This window comes from Aquabacterium sp., from assembly GCF_035476535.1.
Taxonomy (GTDB): Bacteria; Pseudomonadota; Gammaproteobacteria; order Burkholderiales; family Burkholderiaceae_C; genus Pseudaquabacterium.
Map to the genome: position 1 here is coordinate 11,169 of NZ_DATILJ010000011.1, position 21,359 is coordinate 32,527.

Consider the following 21,359-nt stretch of genomic DNA (forward strand, 5'->3'; position numbering starts at 1 on the left):
CGACGCTGCATGGTCCCTCGATCGTTGCCGCGCCGCAAGCTGGGCCTTGGGCAGCGCGACTCAAGCCGTTCACAAGCGGGCCGATATGCCAAGGGAGACACTCGCATGCGGCCCCCCCATCGATTCGATTGAGCAGTAGTACATGACCCGCCCGCGCGCCGCCCCAGAGCAGCGCCTGCCCCCGCTGCTGCGCGAAGCGACAACCGCAGCGCCCGCTGCTGCGCCATTCGACGCACTGGCCGCATTGCGCGACAGCGAGGCGCGCTTTCGCAGTCTTTGCGAGCTGTCGTCCGACTGGTACTGGGAACAGGACAGCGAATTCCGCTTCACCTCGCGCACCGGAGGCCAGCCGCAGCATGCGGTGCTGCTCTCTGACGCGGACAACGGCAAGACGCGCTGGGAGCTGCCGACGCTGGGGGTCAGCGAAGCCCAGTGGGCTGCCCATCGGGCCACGCTGGCGGCGCATCTGCCTTTTCGTGACTTCGTCTACCAGCGGCGCGGCGAGCAGGGGCAGATCGTGCACATCAGCGTCAGCGGCCACCCGGTGTTCGATGAGCAGGGCCGTTTCCAGGGTTATCGCGGTACCGGCAAGGACATCACCGAAGCCCGCCGCGGCGAGCAGTTGCTCGGCCTGGAGCATGCCGTGGCCCGCTGCCTGGCCGCTGCCGACGATGCATCGGCCGCGCTGCGTGCGGTGATCCAGGCCGTCTGCGAGACCGAGCGCTGGGAGCATGGCGCCTACTGGCGCGTCGACGCATCAGCCAAGGTGATGCGGCTGGACGAAGCCTGGCATGTGCCCAGCGACGACCTGGCGCAGTACACCGAAGGCGCGCGCGGCATCGAATGCGCGCCGGGCGTTGGCCTGGTGGGCACCGTGTGGCAGTCGGGCGAGCCGCTGTGGGTGGCCGATTTCGGCCTGGACCCGCGCGTGTTCCAGAAAGCGCTGGCGCGCCGCATCAGCCTGCGCGGCATGTTCCTCTTCGCCGTCACGTCGGAGGGCAGCACCCTGGGCGTGTTCGCCTTCTTCAGCCGCGTCGTGCGCGAGCCCGATCAGCGCCTGCTGGCCGCCGCGCGGGTCATCGGCAGCCAGGTCGGGCAGTTCCTGCACCGCAAGCACCGCGAAGAAGCGCTGCGCGACAGCGAAGCGCGCTTTCGCGGCCTGTGCGAGTTGTCGTCCGACTGGTACTGGGAGCAGGACGCCGAGTTGCGCTTCACCGTGATGTCCGGCGGTTTCCTGAACAAGGGCAACTTCCGCATCGACAAGGCCTTGGGCAAGCGCCGCTGGGAGCTGCCGGTGGTGGCCAGCGACGCCGATTGGGCCGCGCACCGGGCCACGCTCGAAGCCCGCCAGCCGTTCACCGACTTCGAGTACCGCGTCGTCACCGAAGACGGCAGCATCCGACACTACAGCGCGCGCGGCGAGCCGCTGTTCGACGCCCAGGGCGTCTTCCTGGGCTACCGCGGCGTGGCCAACGACATCACCAAGCGCAAGCAGCACGAGCAGGAACTGCAGCGCTTCCGTGCCGCGATGGACACCTCGGTCGATGCGATCTTCCTGGTTGAGCAGGCCAGCATGCGCTTCATCGACGTCAACACCACCGCCTGCGACATGCTGGGCTACAGCCGGCAAGAGCTGCTGGCGATGCACGCGCAGGACGTGGCCACGCTGTCGCGCGAAGCGCTGCAGCAGGGTTACGCCGCGCTGATCGAAGACGATGCCAGCGCCTTCGGCCAGTCGCAGGCGGCGATGCGCTGCCGCGATGGCAGCTGGCTGCCGGTGGAAGTGTCGCGCTGTGCCATTCGCTCGGACGACGGCTGGATCATCGTCGGCATCGCGCGGGACATCCGCGCCCGGCTGGCTGCCGACGAGACGATACGCCGGCATGCCATGCAGCAAAGCCTGATCGCGGCGTTCGGCCAGCGGGCGCTGGCCAATGTCGACCTCGACGAGCTGCTGAGCCAGGCCGCCGAGGTGGCGGCGCAGGGCCTGGCGGCAGGTTTCAGCCTGGTGCTGCAGCGCGCCTGCGACGGCCGCTCGCTGCTGCTGCGCGCCGGCGTCGGCTGGCAGCCGCAGGCTCTCGGCAGCACCGTTGCCGAAGCAGGTTGCGCGGGCCTGCCGGCGCTGATCGACTCGCTGACAGTCGACGACTGGGCCGCTGTCGCCGCATCCGGGTCGGCACCGCCCTGGCTCGCCGCGCAGGCCATCCGCAGCAGCGTCTGCGTGCCGATTCCCGGCGTCAACGGGCCCTATGGCGCGCTGGGCGCTTGCGCCACCGCACCTGGTGCCTTCACGCCCGACAGCCTGCACTTCCTGAACAGCCTGGCCAACACGCTGGCCACCGCGATCGACCGCAAGGCGGCCGAGCAGCGCCTGAGCTACCTGGCGCAGTTCGATGCGCTGACCGGCCTGGCCAACCGCAACCTGTTCCTCGACCGCTTCGCGCAGACGCTGAAGCAGGCGCAGCGCAACGGCTGGCTGGTCGGCGTGCTGTTCATCGACCTCGACCGCTTCAAGCTGGTCAACGACACGCTGGGCCACGGCAGCGGCGACCAGTTGCTGATCATGGTCGCCGCGCGGCTGCAGGAATGCCTGCGCGCCGACGATGCGGCAGGGCGGCTGGGCGGTGACGAGTTCGCCTTCGTGCTGTCCAAGCTGGCGCGGCCCGACGACGCGGCCCTGGTGGCGCAGAAGGTGGTGGCGGCGCTGGCGCGGCCGTTCATGCTGCAAGGCCGCGAAATCTACGTCTCGGCCAGCCTGGGCATCGCGGTCTTTCCGACCGACGGCGACGACGCCGACACCTTGCTGCGCAACGCCGACACCGCGATGTACCGCGCCAAGCAAGTGGGCCGCAACACCTACCAGTTTTACCTGCCGGAGATGAACGCGCGCGCGCTGGAACGCCTGCAGCTGCAAACGGAGTTGCGCGGCGCGCTGGAGCGGCGCGAGTTCCTGCTGCACTTCCAGCCCAAGGCCGAGCTGGCCGGCGGCCGCATCAGCGGTTTCGAAGCGCTGCTGCGCTGGCAGCATCCGGTGCGTGGCCTGGTGCCCCCGCTGGAGTTCATCCACATCCTCGAGGAAACCGGGCTGATCATTCCGGTCGGCGAGTGGGTGCTGCGCACGGTGTGCGGCCAGCTCGCGTCCTGGCGCGACAGCGGCGTGGCGCTGCGACCGGTGGCCATCAACCTGTCGGCGCGCCAGTTCCAGCAATGCGACCTGGACACCACCATCGCCGCGATCCTGGCCGAGACCGGCATCGACCCCGGCCTGCTGGAGCTCGAGCTCACCGAGTCGATGCTGATGAGCGACCCCGACGAAGCGGCGCGCATGCTCAACACCATGCGCAGCCATGGCGTGCGGCTGTCGGTCGACGACTTCGGCACCGGCTATTCGAGCCTGGCCTACCTGAAACGCTTTCCGCTGGATGCGCTGAAGATCGACCGCGCCTTCATCCGCGACGTGAGCACGAACGCCGACGATGCCACGATCGCGCTGGCCATCATCAGCCTGGCCCACAGCCTGAAGCTGAAAGTGGTGGCCGAAGGTGTCGAGACCGCGGAACAACTGGCCTTCCTGCGCGCCCACGGCTGCGACGAGATGCAGGGCTACTACTTCGCGAGGCCGATGTGCCTGGCCGACTGCACGCGGGCGCTGGTCGAAGACCGGCGGCTGTCGGCCGCAGCCTGAGCCGCCTGCGCCATCCGCTGCGGCCGGCCCGGATCGCGCTGCCGGTGCATGCCATCATCGCGGCCATGAACACCGCTCACCTCACACTTCGTGCGTTGTTGGCCGCTGCGGCGGCGTCGGCGCTGATGCTGGCGCTGCCGGCGCATGCCGACAGCGAGACGCGCTTCACCATCACGATCCAGACGCAGGTCGGCGGCCAGCTGCTGCGCCGGGTCGATGGCCAGAACCAGGTCCGCGTGGAGTATTCGTACCGCGACAACGGCCGCGGGCCGGACATCAGCGAGCAGTACACGCTGGGTGCCGACGGCGCGCTGCAGTCCTACCGCGTCAGCGGCAAGTCGACCTTCGGCGGCGAGATCAAGGAAAGTTTCCAGCGCCAGCCAGGCCGCGTGCAATGGACCTCGACGGTCGATCGCGGCGACCAGGCCGCCCCGCCGGAGGCGATGTACCTGCCGGTGGAGTACAGCCCGGACTGGTTTGCGCAGCTGGTGCATGGGGTCTGGGCGCAACCCGGCCATGCCGCGCCGGCGCTGCCCGGCGGGCGCTTCACGGTCGAGCGCCTCGATACGCTGGCCGTGCGTTCGGCCGCCGGCGTCCCGGCCCAGGTCGGCCTGTATGCGCTGACCGGCGCCGACCTCACGCCTTCGTATGTCTGGTTGCGTGAGGACGCAGGCCAGCCGCTGTTTGCGATGGTCTTCCCCGGCTGGCAACTGGCCGAGCAGGGCTTCGAGGCCGAAGCTCCCCGGCTGCTGGAGCGCCAGCAGCGCGCGCAGAACGAACGCCTGCGCACGCTGGCGACGAAACTCGCGCGGCCGCTGCCGGGGCTGACGCTGATCCGCAACGTGCGCTGGTTCGATGCCGCCGCCGCCCGCATGCGTGGCCCGTCCGACGTGACGCTGTTCGATGGGCGCATCGGCGCGGTGCTGCCCGCCGGCAGCGGCCCGGCCGCGGCCGAACAGACCCTCGACGGCAGCGGCAAGACACTGCTGCCGGGCCTGTTCGACATGCATGCGCATATCTACCCCGACCAGGGCCTGCTGCACCTGGCCGCTGGCGTGACCTCGGTGCGCGACATGGGCAATGTCAACCCCGCGCTGCACGCGTTGAAGGCCCGCTTCGATGCCGGCACCGAGCTGGGGCCGCACGTGGTGCCGCTGGGTTTCATCGAAGGCAAGAGCCCGTTCTCGTCGAATTTCGGCATCCTGGCCGCGACGCTGGACGAGGCCCGGCGCGCGGTCGACTGGTATGCCGTGCGCGGCTATCGCCAGCTCAAGCTCTACAACTCGATCAAGCCCGAATGGGTCAAGCCACTCACGGCTTACGCGCACCAGCGCGGCCTGCGCGTCGGCGGCCATGTGCCGGCCTTCATGCGTGCCGAGCAGGCGGTGCGGGACGGCTACGACGAGCTCAACCACATCAACCAGCTGATGCTGAACTTCTTCGTCAAGCCGCAGGACGACACGCGCACGCTGCTGCGCTTCACGCTGGTCGGCGACGAGTCCGCCAAGGTCGACCTCGACGGCCCGCGCGTCAAGGCGTTCCTCGCCTTGCTGCGCAAGAAGGGCACCGTGGTCGACCCGACACTGGACACCTTCGAGGCGATGTTCACCCAGCGCAGCGGCCAGGCCAACCCCAGCTTGTCGATGGTGGCCGAGCACCTGCCGGTGTCGGTGCGGCGCAGCATCCTGGCCAATTCGATGGATGTGAACGACGGCAATGCGGCGCGCTATCGCCAGTCCTACGCGGCCATGCTGGCCTTCGTCGGCCGCATGCATCGGGCTGGCATTCCGCTGCTCGCTGGCACCGATGACTTCGCAGGCTTTGCGCTGCATCGCGAGCTGGAGCTGTACGTCAAGGCCGGCATCCCGGCGGCCGAGGTGCTGAAGATTGCCACCTACAACGGCGCGCGCTACAGCGGCACGCTGGCCGAGACCGGCACCATCACCGCCGGCAAGCGGGCCGACCTGGTGCTGATCGATGGCGACCCCAGCGTGCGCATCCAGGACATCCGCCGCGTCAGCCTGGTGTTCAAGGGCGGCGTGGCGCTGGCGCCCGATGCGATGTTCGAGGCCATGGGCGTGCAGGCTTTCGTGCCGGCTTTGTCGATCAAGTCGAGCGCAGCGGGGGCGCATCCGTAGTTGGGCGGATGCCGCAAAACCCTGCCGGCGCTACTGTCGTGCGCTTCGCCGTCCCGCACGGTGAACCAAGACGGGGGGAAACATGCGTGCACCGGTCAAGAGCATCGAACTCGGCGGCCTCACCAACCTGGCCGTGCTGGCGCCGATCAAGCCCGGCTTCGTCGATGGCTTCGAAACCATCACCTACCTCGAGCGTCTGCGCAAGCTGCTCAATGCGATGCATGCCTCGCGCGTGAACCTGCGCGAGTCGGAAATGCACAGCCCGGTGTTCCCGGACACCGTCGGGCGCTGGGGCATCATCCGCGGCTTCCGCTACGCCATCGTGCCGCCGCGCATCGCGCAGGCGCGCACCGGCGAGCCCGGCACCTCGATGCTGTCGCTGAACGTCACCTTCGACGGCGGCTGGGAGCCGTACATGCGGGTGATCTACCGCGACATCGGCACCCTGCTCGACGCCTTGTTCTGCCACTGCGTCGGTTATCCCGGCTCGCGCAAGGGCAACTTCGACGAATACTGCCGCTGGGTGCGCGACAACGAGATGGACGCCGGCATCTTCTACGCCGACTCCTCGGTGACCATGGCCGACCAGCGCTACCTGAGCGACATCGAGCGGCTGCAGCGCGAGGGCCGCGATCCGGACGATCCCGAGAAGCGGGCCACGCCAGAACGGCTGGATGTGGCCATCGCCCGGCATGCGATGAAGCCGGCGCCGAAGCAGGCTGCGGAGTCCGTCGCCGAGGCGCTGGCGGATCCCCAGGTTCGCCTGGCGCTGCCGCTGCGTTCGCTCAAAGGCCTGTTCCGGCTGGCGACTTATTTCCCGATCGACCCGCAGGAGCCAGATGGCGGTGACGGCGGCGTGCTGGTGCGCTTTGCGCAGTCGGCGCTGCAAGAGTTCAGGCAAGCCCTGAAGGGTCTGAACGCCACCCTCCTGCCCATCTGGCCCAAGCTGCAAGAGGCGCTGGGCGATGAGCTGGCGTGGCTCGACAAGAGCTTCGAGCCGCCGCGGCCCGACCCGCACCTGACCTACGACGAGTCCGTGCTGCAGGGCGCGGTTTACGTCCAGAACGACCCGGTGACGCATGGCTGCGTGGTGATGCTGGGCGTGCGTGATGCGGCCAAGGCGGCCCGCTACATCGCCGAGCAGCTGGCCGACCGCTGCGCCGCGCCGGCCCAGGCCAGCGAGGTGCGCTACCACCTGGCCTTCAGCCATGCCGGCCTGGCGGCGCTGGAGCTGCCGGCCGAGTGGCTGGACCGCTTGCCGCAGGAGTTCGCCGAGGGCATGGAAGCACGCTGCGGGCTGCTCGGCGACGTGCGCGGCAACCATCCGGACCATTGGCTGCGGCCGCTGCGCGATGAAACCAAGCCCGAACGGGGCCGCATCGACCTGGCCACCGTGCATGCCGTGCTGGTGCTGCGCCTGATCGATGCCAAAGGCCCGAGCGCGACGCTGCACCCGACATTGGCCGGCATCGTGGCCACGCTCGCCGACGACAAGAACGACCCGGACGGCAGCGGGCTGAGCGTGCTGGCGGTGCAACCGACACGCAGCTACCGCGACGAGAAGACGGGCGAGATCCGCGGGCACTTCGGTTTTGCCGACGGCCTGAGCCAGCCCCGCTTCGTTGCGGGCACCCCGAAGCCCGGCACCGACGAAGTGCGCGCCGGCGAACTGCTGCTGGGCCATGCCAACGACCGCGGCGACGATCGCTTCGCCTGGCATGCGGCCGATGCCTTGCTCGACAACGGCAGCTTCCTGGTCATGCGCAAGCTGCAACAGCGTGTCGACCACCTGGATGACGCCTTGAAGGCGCGCGAGGACAAGGCAGCCGTGCTGGCCAAGATGATGGGCCGCGATCAGCAGGGCAAGGCCTTCGTGCCCGCGGGCAAGGGCGGACCGAACGACTTCAACTACGAGGACGACCCGCACGGCGTGGCCTGCCCCTTCCATTCCCACATCCGCCGCGCCAACCCGCGTGACGGCCGGGTGCCGATGCCGCGCATCCAGCGCCGCGGCATGTCCTACGGGCCGCTGTCGGACACCGATCGGACCACCGAGCGTGGCCTGGTCTTCATGGGCTATTGCGCCAGCATCGCCGAGCAGTACGAAACCATCCAGCGCTGGATGGCCGGCGGCAACAGCAGCGGCGTGTCCTCGTCGCAGGCCGACCCCTTCCTGGCGGTGCCGCAGCCGGGCGAACGCCGCACCTTCCGCTACCTCAAGACACGGGACGAGGTGGACCGTGTCGACCTCGGCGACAAGCCCTTCGTCGAGCTGGCCTGGGGGCTGTACCTGTTCGCGCCGTCGTTGCCGGCCCTGCGCGGGCTGCCCGGCTTCCGCCGGCCGACGGCCGCGGCGCGAGCTGCGTACGGAGCCCGCGGCCGGGCTGCCGCCGGCCCGGGCCCCGCGGCGGAGCTGCCGCTCCCCGTGGCGGCCGAAGCAGAAGCGCCGTCCACCGTCGAGTCCTGGCGCCTGCGGCTCGAGGATCCCGACCGCAACAAGGCCTTGTGGGCCGAGGTGCGCGAAGCCCACGATGGCCTGCTGAACGCCGCGCCCTATGCCACGCTGCTGGGCAGCCCGGCGCGGGTGGTGGCCGCGCTGCAGGACGAGGGCACGAACTTCTCGGTGCAGGGTTACGGCAAGCGCATGGCCGCGTCGGTCGGCCCCAACCACCTGGGCATGGACCCCTCGACCGGCCACGATGCACTGGCCTCGCTCGTGAACGAGGCCATCGAGAAGTACCCCGCCGCACGCGCCTTCGAGGAGGCGCGGCCCGTCGTGCGTGCGGTGCTGGACGGCTTCGTCAAGCTGCTGAAGCAGCCGGACCCCCCCGGCGAACCGGAACGCATCGCCATCGATCTGGTGACACTCAGCGAAAGCGTGCTGGCCGGTCTGTGCTCGGCCTGGATCGGCCTGCCCGAAGCCAGGGGACCGCGTCCGGACGGTGCGCCGAACTCCGTGGTGCCGGCCGGCAAGCAGCGGCTGATGGCGGCCGGCGGCCGGCTCGACGGCAACGTGCAGCCGCCGCGCTGCCCGGGGCATCTGCTGACGCCGTCGCGCTTCATCTTTTCGCCGCACCCGCGGCCCGAGGCCGTGAAGGATGGGCCGCTGCAGGGCCAGGCCGTGCTGAAGGCGGTGCAGCAGATGCTGGACGAGCGCCGCTGGCTGGGCCCACTGGCCGCCGACATTCAAAAGGGCCTGGCCCACCGCGGCGGCAAGATCGTCGCCGACGCCATTGCCGGTGTGCTGCTGGGCTTTCCGCCCACCGTGCATGGCAACTTCCTGCGCACGATGGAGAGCTGGATCGACGACAAGGCGCTGTGGCACTGGCAGCAGCGGCTGGCCGAAACCGAGACGGCCGTGCCGGACCCGTTCCAGCGCGCCGAACAGGTGCTGTTCGAGCCGCTGATGCAGACCATGCGCAAGCGCCCGGTGCCCGAGATGCTGTGGCGCTGCCCGGTGCGCGACGGCCAGGTGGTGTTCGACGAGAAGCAGCGCGTGGTGCTGGGCATTGCGTCGGCGCTGACTGATCCCGCCGTCGGGCACGAGCTGATGTTCGGCGGCAGCCGCGACCCGGACAGCGAGATCTGGGGCCTGCATGCCTGCCCCGGCTACGGCATGGGCGTGGGGGTGATGCTGGCGCTGATCGCCGGCCTGTTGGAGGCTGGCAGCTTGCAGCCGACCGGCTCGCCGGTGCTGCTGATGCTGACGCCGCGGCCGCCTGCTGCGGCCCCTGCCGCACCCGCTGCCGCGGCTCCTGCCGCTTCAACCGGCAGCGCGCCTCGCCGCGCTGCCGCCTACGTCGGCGGCGCGGCGAGGCGCGCGCGCAAGCGCAGCGCCTGATCCAGATGCCAGGTCATCGCCATCGCGTCGAAGGCGGCCGTCGCGGCGTCCAGCAGCGGGCCGGCGCGCTGGGCCTGGCCCTGCTGCAGCGCGATCTCGGCCTCGCACAGCTGCGTTACCGCCACCTCGTGGGCCGAGTCGCGGGCCTGGGCGGTCTTCATGGCCAGCGCGATGTAGCGCTGCGCGGCTGCCGGGCGCTGTGTCGCGGCGTCGCGGGCCAGCGCGCGGTAGCTCATCGCCACGCCGATCAGGTCGCGCTCGCGGCTGCGCTGCAGCGCGGCAGCGGCATGGCGCCGGGCTTCGCCGTGGCGGCCGGCCTGCATCAGCCCCTCGGCCAGCCAGCCATGGTTGAGCGAGCGGTACAGCCCGCTCTCCCGCGGCTCCAGCCAGGCCGTGGCCTCGACGATGGCCTGCAGCGATTGCGGCGCGCGTTCGAGCATCCAGCTGGCCTGGCCGGCCATCGCGTGGGCGATCGACAGCTGCGACAGGCTGCGCGTGGCCTCGGCAATGCGGCCGGATTCGGTCGCGGCCTCACGCGCTTCGGCCCAGCGGCCCTGCCACAGCAGCACCGCGCAGCGCCAGCCATGGGTGGTGGCGCCGATCTGGTGGGTTACTCCGACGATGCAGGCCAGCGCTTCGTCGAAACATTCATGGGCCTGCGTGAACTGCCCGCGGTCGCCCAGCGCATAGGCGCGGCAGACCAGCGAGAAGGCCAGGCCGACGTTCATGTGGCGGCCGCTGCGGTGCCGGCGCTTGATCGTGATGGCCTGATCCAGCAGCTCCAGCGCCCGGCCGTACTGCGCCGCCGCGGTATGGGCCTCGCCCAGCATTGCGACGACCTGGCTCGCCAGCCGCTCTTCGCCGGCCTGCCGCGCCTCGGTCAGCGCCCGCTCACCATGCCTGATGGCGGCACGGGTATCGCCCAGCGAATAGCAGATGTAGCCCAGCCAGTAGCGGGCGCTGGCGATGCTGGCCGCATCGCCATACTGTTCGGCCAGGCGCACCGCCCGCTCGGACAGCGCCAGCTCGCTGCGCGAGGGGTCGTACAGGCAGACCAGGCCCAGCCGATGCATGATGCTGATCCAGCGCCGGGCGTCTTCGGCCACCAGTGTCAGCCGATCCAGCGCGGCCAGCGCGGCGCGGTACTGCGCACGCGCACGGTCCAGCGACGAAGCGGCCAGCGCCTTGTCGCCGGCCAGTTCGGCATAGTGCGCGGCCTGTGCCGCATCGCCACCGGCATCGAAGTGGTAGGCCAGCGCCTCCAGTGACTCATCCTGCGGCACCATCGCGCGGTGCTCCTGCAGCGCCGCGGCAATGCGCAGGTGCAGGCGCTGCCGGGCGTGCAGGCCCACCGAGTCGTAGATCACGTCGCGGGTGATGCCGTGCTTGAAGCGCAAGGTGCCCGCACGTTCGCCGGGGAAGATGAAATCCTCGTCGGCCAGGCCTTGCACCAGCGGGCTGTCCTCGCCCTGGTCGGTGAGGCGCTCCAGCAGCCAGGCCGGGATCACATTGCCGATCACCGCGGCCACGCGCACCAGCTCGGCCTGCCCCAGCGGCAGGTGCTGCACACGCGATTCGACCAGGTGGTTCAACCAGCCCGCGCCGCCATGCAGGCGGCCGAGCCGGCTGCTGCCGCCGCGCGCGGCCGAGTGGCACAGCTCTTCGATGAACAGCGGGTTGCCGCCAGCGTGGTGGGCGATCTCGGCGGCGACAAAGGGGTCGACCGCGGGCAGCCGGGCGGCGATGGCCAGCGCGGCTTCGGCCTCGCTCAGCGGTGCCAGCGTGATCGTCTGCGCCGCGCCGGCCAGGGCCGCATCGGCGTCCGCGGTGCCGGCCAGCGCTACGCCCGCGTCTGCGCTGCGCGTGGACAGCAGGATCAGCAGCCGGCAAGCGGCCAGCCGGCGCAGTGCGCTCAATACCTGCTTGGAGCCTTCGTCGGCCCACTGCACATCGTCGACGAAGAGCAGCAGCGCCTGGTCCTGGGCCAGCCGGGTGAACAGCGCCACGAAGTCATCGGCGGTCTTGGTGGGGTGGTCGCCCGCCGGGGCCTCGTCGCCCAGCGCCTGCAGCATGTGGCGAAAGGGCTGCAGCGGCTCGGCGCCGAGGTCTCGTTCGCAGTAGCCCCGCAGCACGCGGCAGCCGCGCTGGCTGGCGCGGGCCAGCAGTTGCTCGATCAGCCGGGTTTTGCCCATGCCGGCCGCACCGGCCACGGCCACCGAGCCGGGCTGCCCGGCCAGCGCCTGGGCCAGGCGCTGCTCCAGCAGCGCCAGTTCGGCCTGGCGGCCGACGAAGGGTGTGGGCCCCTGCCGGCCGCTGGACGCCAGGCGTGCTTGCGGGCCGGCCCGGGCGTCGACGTGGTAGACCAGGATCGGCGCGTCCCGGCCCTTCACCCGCAGCGGCTGTGGCGCACTGGTGCTGAACACGCGGCTGGCCGGCCCCAGCGTTTCTTCGCTGACCAGGATTTCGTGCGGTGCGGCGGCGTCCGACAGCCGCGCGGCGATATTCGGTACCGGCCCCAGCAGCTCGAAGCGGCCGCGTTCGATGTCGCCGGCACCGATCAGCACCAGACCCGAATGGATGCCGGTGTGCAGGCTCAAGCCATGCCCGTCCGGCAGCGCAATGCGCAGTTCACGCACCCGCTGGTGCAGCGCCAGCGCGGCCTCGACGGCGCGGCGGCCATCGTCCTCACGCGTCAGCGGGTGGCCGAACATCGCCAGCAGGCCGTCGCCCTGCACCCGCACCACCATGCCGCCGTGCTGCGCAATGGTGTCCTGGTAGGCGCCGCGCAGCGCGGCCAGCAGCGCGGCGTAGTGCTCGGCTTCCATCGCCCAGGCCAGCTCGGTCGAACGTGACAGATCGGCGAACAGCAGGGTGACATAGCGCCGACCGGGATCGGCCGGTTGCGGCGCAGGATGCGGCACTTCACTCATCCGTGCTCCCAACCCGATGCCTGAGCGATGCAGGGGGTCTGCTGTTCGAAAGCACGCATGTTAGCGCTGCAACGCCGGCCTGCCAGTGACGCGCGGGTCGGGGTGTGGCGCAGATGGCAAACGCAGTGGTCGCTAACTGACCTCGATCAAGGATGCCGCTCAAGGATCCTGCGCATCGCAGGTGCTCAGCCCGACACGTTCTTGGTGTGTCGGAACAGGTTGTCCGGGTCGAACTGCTGCTTCAGGCGGGCCAGCCGCTCGAGGTTGGTCCGGCCATAGGCTGCCGTGATGCGCTCGCTGCCCTCTTCCTCGGTCAGGAAGTTGACATAGGTGCCGCCGGTCGAGAAGTTGCGCATGGCCTCGAAGGCCTCGCGGCTCCAGCGCAGGTTCTGCGCGTCGTCGCTCGCGTTGTCCGCTGTGTTTTCCCATGAGGCCGCAAGGTTCAGCACATAGGCGGCGTCGCGGTTGCCGGCGGGTGAATGCTCGGCCGGTAATTCGTTCAGCGCACCGTCGATCTGGAACAACAGGATCGCCGAGTGCGGCGAAGGCAAGCGCCGGGCATGGTCGATCAGCACGTCGATGGCTGGCGCAGGCAGGTCCGGCAGGTAGTGCGACTTCCAGTAGTAGCGCCGACCCTTGGGCTGCGTGCCGTCGAGCAGGGCCTGCATCTGCACATAGGGCCGGCGCGTGACGATGTCGGCCACCGGCCGGCCCAGGGCGCGCAGCGGCGCGACGATGCTTTCGCCGTCTTCGATGCTGCCGCCGTGGCAGACGAACACCGCGACGATGGGCTGGCCATGCACCTCCTTGGGCAGCCAGGGCGCCGGTGGCGCGATGCGCAGCACGGCCACGCAGGTGGTGTCGCGCGGCGTCGTGGCGGTGAACTCGCGGTAGAAGGCCAGCACCTCCTTGGCGTCCTCGGCACGCCAGGCGACGGCGCCGCCCAGGATCTCGGGGCCGACCGGGAACAGCCTGTATTCGAAGGAGGTGACGATGCCGAAGTTGCCGCTCCCGCCGCGCAAAGCCCAGAACAGCTCGGGGTTCTCATCGGCGGCGGCGCGCACCAGTGTCCCGTCGGCAGTGACCACTTCCATCGACACCAGCGTGTCGCAGGTCCAGCCATGCCGGCGTGTCAGGTAGCCGAATCCGCCGCCCACCGTGAGGCCGGCGATGCCGGTCATCGAGACGAAGCCCAGCACCGCGGCCAGGCCGTGCAGCTGGGTCTCACGATCCAGCTCGCCCAGCGTGCAGCCGGCCTGCGCCCGAGCCGTGCGGCCGGGGGCGTCGACCCATACGCCCTTCATCAGCGACAGGTCGATCATCAGCCCACCCTCGCACACCGCCAGCCCGGCGATGTTGTGGCCGCCGCCGCGCACCGAGACCAGCAAGCGGTGCTGACGCGCAAAACGCACGGCCATGATCACGTCCACCACGCCGGTGCAGCACACGATGAGCCCGGGGCGGCGGTCGATCATTGCGTTCCAGATCTTGCGTGTCTCCTCGTACTCCGGCGCGTCGGGGCCTAGCACCGGCCCGCGAAAGCTGGTCTTGAAGGCCTGCAGGGTCTCGGGCGACACCTGCACGGCGCCGCCATCGGCGGTTCTGAGTTCGATGGTCATGGGGCGCTCCTCGAAGTCCGGGGCCGATGCGCTGATTCGGCATGCACTGGAGGACCATTCTGCGCCGCCGACCGGCGCCGCGCTCACACGCCTACTTTGCGCACCTTCAGCTGCGCCGCCGGCGCGCTGAGCGAAGGCAGTTTCCTGCGCGAAGCCAGCACCGCCTCGATGTCTTCCTGCGCGCCGTCGATCAGCACCAGGCTGGCCTTCTCGGCGCGCTGCGGCGAGCGGGCGATCACGGCATCCAGAACCGCGCGATGCAAGGGCAGCGATAACGACGGACCGTCGGGCCGGGTGGTGGAGATCTCGAAGCTGGTGCGCAGCAGCGCGCCGAGCGCCTTGCTCATCTGCACCAGCATGCGGTTGTGGCAGGCCCGCAGCAGGCCCTGGTGAAAGCGCAGGTCGTGCGTGACGTAGTCGCCGCCCAGCTCGATGGCCGCTCTCATGCCGGCATAGGCCGATTCGATGCCGGCGATGTCTTCGGCCGTGGCACGCTCGGCCGCCAGGCGCACCGCAGCGGGCTCGACGACGCGGCGCAGCTCCTGCAGGTCGCGCAGGAACTCGCGGGTCAGGCCGATCTTGGATTTCCACACCACGACATCGGGGTCGAACCAGTTCCAGTCGTCCTCGGGCATCACCCGTGTGCCCAGTTTCGGGCCGGTGATCAGCAGGCCCTTGGCGACCAGCGACTTCACGGTTTCGCGCACCACCGTGCGACTGACCCCGAATTCTTCGCACAACAGGGGCTCGGGCGGAATCGAGGCGCCGGGCGGATAACGTCCGGAGACGATGGCCTCGCCCAGGCGATCCAGCGTGTTGCCGTGCACGTTCTTGATCGGTGCGTGGGCAACCACGGTGGGTTTCATCCGCGGACGAACACGGTGACCAGCGGCTCGGGCCCGAGCTGGCGGCTCCAGTGGCCGTGCACGCCGGCGTCGAAACGAGCGTCGGCCGGCAGCACATCGGCCGAGTAGAAGTGGTCGCCGGGCTGGAAGATGCGCGAGCTGCCGTCCTGCAGGCCGATCTCCATCTGGCCGTTCAGGATGAACACCCACTGCGGGTTGTCGGTGCAATGGAACTCGCTGCGAAAGCCCACCGGGCTCATGCGTAGCTGGTAGCCGCCGCTGGGCATCAGCGGCGACAGCATGGCCATCGGCTTGCCTTCGGGCAAGGGCAGCGCTTCTTCGCGGAAACGCGCGCGGCCGTCGGTGTCGGTGAACAGGATGATCTTGGTGAAGGTGCTCATGGCGCAGGCATCGTGAAGGCGGCGGCGGTCTGCTCGACGATCTCGGCCGCGGGGGAGTGGATGTCGAAGCGCAGCGCGTGCTCGTCGGATTGCGGTGGCTCCAGCGCTTGCAGCTGGCTGGGCAGCAGCGAGGCCGGCATGTAGTGCCCGGTGCGGCTTTCCAGGCGCTGGGTCAGCAGCTGCGCGTCGCCGTGCAGGTACACCAGCCGCAGGTCCGGGCAGCCGGCGCGCAGCTGGTCGCGGTAGCGGCGTTTCAGCGCTGAACAGGTGACCACCAGGCCACGCTGTTGCGCATGCGCATCGGCCAGGCGTGCGGCAATGGCGGCCAGCCAGCCCTCGCGGTCTTCATCGGTCAGCGCAATGCCGGCGGCCATGCGCTGCACGTTGGCTGGCGGATGCAGCTCGTCACCTTCGACGTAGTCGGCCCCCAGCCGCTCGGCCAGCGCGCGGCCGATGGTGGACTTGCCGCAGCCGCTGACGCCCATCACGACGATCCTCGGTGCGTTCACGTCAGCCCAGGCGTTGCCCGCTGGCACCATCGAAGACATGGGTCTTGGCCGCGTCGACGGCGAGGTAGACGGTGTCGTCGGGCTGGGCGCTGGTGCGGCCGTGCATCACCAACGTCACTTGCTGGTCGGCCACTTGCAGCAGCAGCTCGGTCTCGGCGCCGGTGGGCTCCACCACCACCACCTTGGCGGCGATGGCGCCCGCCGTGCCGGCATCGGCCAGGTTGATGTCGGTGGGGCGGATGCCGTAATGCACGCCCTTGCCGGTGGCGCCGTTCGCGGCAATGGCCAGCGGCCACTGCGCACCCAGCGCCTGGACCCAGCTGCGCTGGCCATCGCCCTGCAGCGTGCCGGCGATCACGTTCATCGCCGGCGAGCCGATGAACTGCGCGACGAACAGGTTGCCCGGCCGGTCGAACAACTCCAGCGGCGTGCCGATCTGCTCGACGATGCCGTCGTGCATCACGACGATGCGGTCGGCCATCGTCATCGCCTCGATCTGGTCGTGGGTGACGTAGACGGTGGTGGTCTTCAGGCGCTGGTGCAGCGCCTTGATCTCGGCGCGCATGGCCACGCGCAGCTTGGCGTCCAGGTTAGACAGCGGCTCGTCGAACAGGAAGACTTTCGGGTCGCGCACGATGGCGCGGCCCATGGCCACGCGCTGGCGCTGGCCGCCGGAGAGTTCCCGCGGGAAGCGGTCGAGCAGCGGACCGAGGTTCAGGATGCGGGCGGCGTTGTCCACGCGCTCTGCGGTGAGCTTGAGGTCGGCCTTGCGCAGCTTCAGGCTGAAGCCCATGTTGTCGCGCACGGTCATGTGCGGGTAGAGCGCGTAGCTCTGGAACACCATCGCGATGTCGCGGTCCTTGGATTCGAGCTCGTTGACGACCTTGCCGTCGATCATGATCTCTCCGCCGGAGATTTCCTCCAGTCCGGCCAGCATTCGCAGCAGCGTCGATTTGCCGCAGCCCGAAGGCCCGACCAGCACGACGAATTCACCGTCGGCTATATCGAAGCCGATGCCATGAATGACCTTGACGGAGCTGCCGTAGGTCTTCTGAATATTGCGAAAGGAAACGGCTGCCATGTTTTTTGGGGATTAGGATTTCACCGCACCGGCGGTGAGGCCGGCGACCATGTAGCGCTTGAAGGCGTAGTAGATCGCCGCCGGCGGTAACGCGTAGATCAGGCCGGTGGCCATCAGCAGCTCCCACGGCGAGTCATCGGCAGCGAGGAAGTTGCCGAGCGCGACGGCCAGCGTCAGATCGGTCTCGTTGGACAGCAGCAGGAAGCCGTACAAGTACTCGTTCCAGGCCAGCAGCAGGGCGTACGTGCCCACTGCTACCAGCGAGGGCAGCATCAACGGGATGTAGACCAGGCGGAACAGCTGCAGCGGCGTGGCGCCGTCGATGCGCGCGGCTTCGTCCAGCTCCCAGGGCAGTTTGTCCGAGGCCTGCTTCAAGACCCAGATGCAATACGGCGAGGCGATCGTCACCATCGCCAGGATCAGCGACCAGCGGTTGTTCAGCAGGCCGTAGTTGGCCATGGTCTTGTACATCGGCACGGCCAGGAAGGCGGCTGGGATGAAGTAGGTGAACAGCGCCAGGTTCATCACCGTGCGGCCGCCGCGCACCTTGAGCCGGCTGATCGCAAACGCCGCGGTGGTGGCGACGAACAGCGTGAGCAAGCCCACCGCGAAGGCGACCATCAGCGAGTTGCCCAGCTGCTGCCAGAAGTGGGTGAGGTAGAAGTGCTTCTGCTGCAGCACGGTGTCGAAGTTCTGCAGCGTCGGGTTCTTCGGCCACAGCCGGCCGGAAGTGGCCGAATCACGCTCCGAGATCGCGAAGACGAGCAGGTGGTAGACCGGAATCAGGGTCCAGAAGAAGACCGGAATGCCGATCAGCAGCAACTGCACTTCGGCGGCGATCTTCTTCGCCGTGAACGGGCGACTCATTTGGACAACCTCTTCATCATCACGTACACCAGTGGCAGCACCAGCGGCAGCGCCACGACAATCGAGGCCATCGCCAGCTCGATCTGGTCCAGCCGCAGGTAGCGGATGCCGAGCGTGGCCAGCACATGCGTCAGGTCGGCCGGGCCGCCGCCGGTCAGCAGATAGACCGAATTGAAGTCGCCCAGGGTCCAGATCATCGACAGGATCGTCGAGGTGAAGAACAGGCTGCGCATCGCCGGCCAGCTGATGAAGCGAAACTTCTGCCAGCGTGTGGCCCCATCGACGCTGGCCGCTTCGTACTGCTCGGCAGGAATCGCCATGCGCCCGGCGATCAGGATCAGCGTCCAGAACGGCAGCGACTTCCAGATGTGCATCAGCATCGAGAAGCTCAGCGCCAAGGTCGGGTCGTTGAGCCAGTTCGGGCCGTCGAGGCCGGTCAGCTTGAAGATCGTCGAGTTGATGACGCCCCACTCGGGGTTCAGCATGAAGCGCACCGACAGGATGGTCGGGATCGACGGCACCGCCCAGGGCAGGATGAACAGCATCGACAGGATCTTGATCCACCAGCGCTGCTGCACGAAAAAGCCCGACAGACCGAGCGCGATGATCATCTTCACGTTCACCGCGACGACGACGAACACGATGGTGTTGATCGCCGTGCGGAAGAAGATCGGGTCGTCGAACAGCTTGCTGTAGCTCTCCGGATGCCGCGCCAGCCACAGCCCGTAGCCCACCGGATACAGCACGAAGATCGCGAACACCAGCAGGTAGGGCACGACCATCAGCCGGCCCCAGAGAGCGAACGGGCTCAATGCCTTGTGCGAACCAGCAGTAGGAGTGCTAACAGCGAGGGTGCTCATGATGAACGTGACATAAAGCGTGACAGGCGAGGCAGAGCCAGTCCCCAGGGGGACAGGCCGCCATCAGGCGGCCGAGGGCTCGATCTAGTTCGCTACCGCCTTGATGCGGGCGATCATTTCATCGGTGGCTTTGTCCACCGGCACCTTCTCGCTGAGGATGCGGTTCATCGCCTTTGCCCAGACGTTCTCGTTGTTCAGCACGGTGAACTTGTAGTTCTTGGTGAATTCGAACGGCGTGGTGCCGGCCATGAACTGGTTGTAGACCACCAGGCGGTGCGGGTCGGATTTCCAGAACGCGCTTTGCTGTGCGGCCTTGGTGACGGGGAACCAGCGGCCGAGCGAGCCTTCGACATAGGGCGTCAGGTTCGCGTCGTCGAGCATGAAGGCGACGAACTGCTTGGCCAGTGCCTTGTTCTTGGCCTCCTTGAAGATCACACCGGTCTTCACCGCGGCGCGGTAGGTCATCTTGCTGCCGTCGGGCTTGTTCGGAAAGCCGGCGGTGGCAATCAGCTCGGTGTAGTTCTTCTTCGCGGTGGCGCGCTGTGCTTCGGTCAGGGTCGCATTGTTCGAATCGTCCAGCCACTTCGCGGCGATCGAGATCGTCGCGTTGTGCGTCAGGATGATGGTCTTGTTGTGGAAGGCGACGTTGTTGTCGGGGTCCTTCCAGTTGGTGGCCGAGGGCGGCGTGCAGCCCTTGCCATAGACCGCGGTGTAGTCGGTCAGCGCGTTGATCAGGCCCTGGCGCACGGCGGGATCGTCGACCAGCAGCTTGCCGGAGTCGCTGACCAGCTTGACGTTGTAGGCGTCCATGAAGGTCAGGAAAGAGTAGAACGAGTCACTCGAATCCACGCCCATCGGGAAACCGGTGGCGAAGCCGCGGTTGCCGGTCTTCTGGCGGTAACAGGCCTGCACCTTGTCGCACCAGAAGCTCCAGTAGCCCTTCCAGTCTTTCGGAATGTCGCTGTCCTTGAACCCGGCATCGGCGAGCATGTCCTTCCAGTACTGGATGTGCATGGTCTGCTGCTTGATCGGGAAGGCGTAGTAGGCCCGGCTCTGGTTGGCGTTGTTGTACAGGAAGGTGGTCGACAGCGCCGAGGCTTCGAACTTGCTGCGCAACGGGTCGATGATGCTGGAGATGTCTTCCAGCTTGCCTTCATAGGCCCACTTGGCGGTGACCTGGAAGTCGTAGACGTCGCCGTAGGCCACGTCCGGCGGGTTGCCGGAATCCATAGCGGCCACCGACTTCGGGATCATTTCCTGCGGCGCGTACAACGAGAGTTCGACCTTGACCTTGGGGTACTTGGTTTCGAACTTCTTGATCGCCGCGTAAAGCGCGTCGTCCTCGGCCTTGTAGAAGCCCTTGCCCCACCAGACGGTGAGTTTTTCCTGGGCGGCAACGGGGCCTGCGGCCACCACTGCAGCGCCGACCAGGGCGCCGGTGATCCAAGTCTTGAAGTGCATCTGGCTGTCTCCTGAAGATGGGCCGGTCGGTGCCGGTGGTGTTATCGTATGATGATTGAGCAAACGCCAAGACCGGACTTACCCGGGGTGTGCGCCGGCAGCCACGATCAACGGCACTCCGGCACCGGCGTGAGCAAGGGCTCACCTGCAAAGTGGGCGCGCAGGTTGCCGTAGGCCAGATCGGCCATGGCCTGGCGGGTCTGGTTCGTTGCGCTGCCGATGTGCGGCGTCAGCACCACCTGTGGCAGCGCGCGCAGGCGCTCGGGCACGTTGGGCTCGTCCTCGAACACGTCGAGCCCGGCGCCGGCGATCACGCCGCGTTCCAGCGCATCGATCAGCGCGGCTTCATCCACCACCGAGCCGCGCGCCACGTTGACCAGAATGCCCTGGGGCCCCAGCGCGGCCAGCACCTCGGCGTTGATCAGCTTGCGGGTGCCGGCACCGCCGGGTGTGATCAGCACCAGGTAATCACTCTCGGCGGCCAGCGACTTCGCATCGGGCCAGTAGCGGTAGGGCAGCGCGTCCCTGGCGTTGCGTGCGGTGTAGGCGACGCTCATGCCGAAGGCCAGCGCGCGCTGCGCAATGGCCTGGCCGATGCGGCCCATGCCGACGATGCCGATCCGTGCGCCGGACATCTTGCGCGCCAGCGGCATCGCGCCGCCGGGCCAGCGGCCTTCGCGCACGTAGCGGTCGGCGGCGGGCAGTTGGCGCGCGGCGCTGAGCATCAGGCCGATGGCCAGGTCGGCCACATCGTCATTCAGCACGTCGGGCGTGTGCGTGACCTTCACGCCTTGGCCGATGGCCGCGGCCACATCGACACCGTCGTAACCGACACCCATCACCGAGATCAGCTCCAGCGCTGGCAATTGCCGGATCAGCGCGGCACTGACCTTCGATTCACCGCTGGCCGCGATGGCGCGGATGCGCGGTGCCGCGGCGGCCAGCGCGGCTGGGTCCAGCTCGTGCAGCCGGTCGTGCAATGTCACGGCGGGCTGCAAATTTGCCGCATAGAGCGGCGAGAGTTTGGAGACCGCCAGCACTTCGGGTTTGCTCAAATCCATCTCCTTCGGGTTCCACCGCAGACGCGCGGCTCAATCGTCATACCATAATATGCCTGACACC

The 21,359-nt window shown here is 68.5% G+C and carries 13 protein-coding genes; 3 read left to right on the forward strand and 10 right to left on the reverse strand.

Features of this window, described 5'->3' with window-relative positions; genetic code table 11:
* Window positions 1-142: 142 nt before the first annotated feature.
* The 3 genes from VLK61_RS00885 to VLK61_RS00895 all read left to right on the forward strand — a co-directional run bounded on the left by VLK61_RS00885 (window position 143) and on the right by VLK61_RS00895 (window position 9,664).
* Window positions 143-3,685, forward strand: coding sequence for an EAL domain-containing protein (locus tag VLK61_RS00885; protein WP_325417325.1), 3,543 nt, complete (start codon window positions 143-145; stop codon window positions 3,683-3,685).
* Between the two features lie 65 nt (window positions 3,686-3,750).
* Entirely contained in the window at window positions 3,751-5,823 is a 2,073-nt protein-coding gene (locus VLK61_RS00890) for an amidohydrolase family protein (RefSeq protein WP_325417327.1), read from the forward strand.
* Window positions 5,824-5,905: 82 nt separating this feature from the next.
* Window positions 5,906-9,664, forward strand: a complete 3,759-nt coding sequence (locus tag VLK61_RS00895) for a hypothetical protein (protein ID WP_325417329.1) — start codon at window positions 5,906-5,908, stop codon at window positions 9,662-9,664.
* On the opposite strand, the gene VLK61_RS00900 is transcribed toward VLK61_RS00895, so the two are convergent.
* From VLK61_RS00900 to VLK61_RS00945, 10 genes are all read right to left on the reverse strand, one after another.
* On the reverse strand, window positions 9,619-12,594 hold the full coding sequence (locus tag VLK61_RS00900; RefSeq protein WP_325417331.1) for an ATP-binding protein: 2,976 nt from the start codon (window positions 12,592-12,594) through the stop codon (window positions 9,619-9,621). The genes VLK61_RS00895 and VLK61_RS00900 overlap by 46 nt on opposite strands.
* A 185-nt stretch (window positions 12,595-12,779) precedes the next feature.
* Window positions 12,780-14,213: an FAD-binding oxidoreductase gene (locus tag VLK61_RS00905; protein ID WP_325417333.1), complete on the reverse strand. Its 1,434-nt coding sequence runs from the start codon at window positions 14,211-14,213 to the stop codon at window positions 12,780-12,782.
* Between the two features lie 83 nt (window positions 14,214-14,296).
* Window positions 14,297-15,067 (reverse strand): FadR/GntR family transcriptional regulator, encoded by a 771-nt coding sequence (locus VLK61_RS00910; protein ID WP_325417335.1) that lies wholly within the window; start codon window positions 15,065-15,067, stop codon window positions 14,297-14,299.
* Between the two features lie 8 nt (window positions 15,068-15,075).
* A complete protein-coding gene (locus tag VLK61_RS00915) occupies window positions 15,076-15,459 on the reverse strand; it encodes a hypothetical protein (protein ID WP_325417337.1) in 384 nt (127 codons plus the stop codon).
* The gene (locus VLK61_RS00920) at window positions 15,456-15,968 is read right to left on the reverse strand and encodes a gluconokinase (protein WP_325417339.1); all 513 of its coding nucleotides are present in this window, start codon (window positions 15,966-15,968) and stop codon (window positions 15,456-15,458) included. Before VLK61_RS00920 ends, VLK61_RS00915 begins: the two co-directional genes overlap by 4 nt.
* Before the next feature lies 1 nt (window position 15,969).
* On the reverse strand, window positions 15,970-17,049 hold the full coding sequence (locus VLK61_RS00925) for an ABC transporter ATP-binding protein (RefSeq protein WP_325417341.1): 1,080 nt from the start codon (window positions 17,047-17,049) through the stop codon (window positions 15,970-15,972).
* A 12-nt stretch (window positions 17,050-17,061) separates the two neighbouring features.
* Window positions 17,062-17,916 carry a carbohydrate ABC transporter permease gene (locus VLK61_RS00930; protein ID WP_325417343.1) on the reverse strand — a complete coding sequence of 285 codons (855 nt, stop codon included), beginning with the start codon at window positions 17,914-17,916 and terminating at the stop codon, window positions 17,062-17,064.
* Window positions 17,913-18,698 carry a carbohydrate ABC transporter permease gene (locus VLK61_RS00935; RefSeq protein WP_414636735.1) on the reverse strand — a complete coding sequence of 262 codons (786 nt, stop codon included), beginning with the start codon at window positions 18,696-18,698 and terminating at the stop codon, window positions 17,913-17,915. Before VLK61_RS00935 ends, VLK61_RS00930 begins: the two co-directional genes overlap by 4 nt.
* A gap of 162 nt (window positions 18,699-18,860) precedes the next feature.
* Window positions 18,861-20,237: an ABC transporter substrate-binding protein gene (locus VLK61_RS00940; RefSeq protein WP_325417347.1), complete on the reverse strand. Its 1,377-nt coding sequence runs from the start codon at window positions 20,235-20,237 to the stop codon at window positions 18,861-18,863.
* Between the two features lie 107 nt (window positions 20,238-20,344).
* A complete protein-coding gene (locus VLK61_RS00945) occupies window positions 20,345-21,298 on the reverse strand; it encodes a 2-hydroxyacid dehydrogenase (protein ID WP_325417349.1) in 954 nt (317 codons plus the stop codon).
* Window positions 21,299-21,359: the final 61 nt, after the last annotated feature.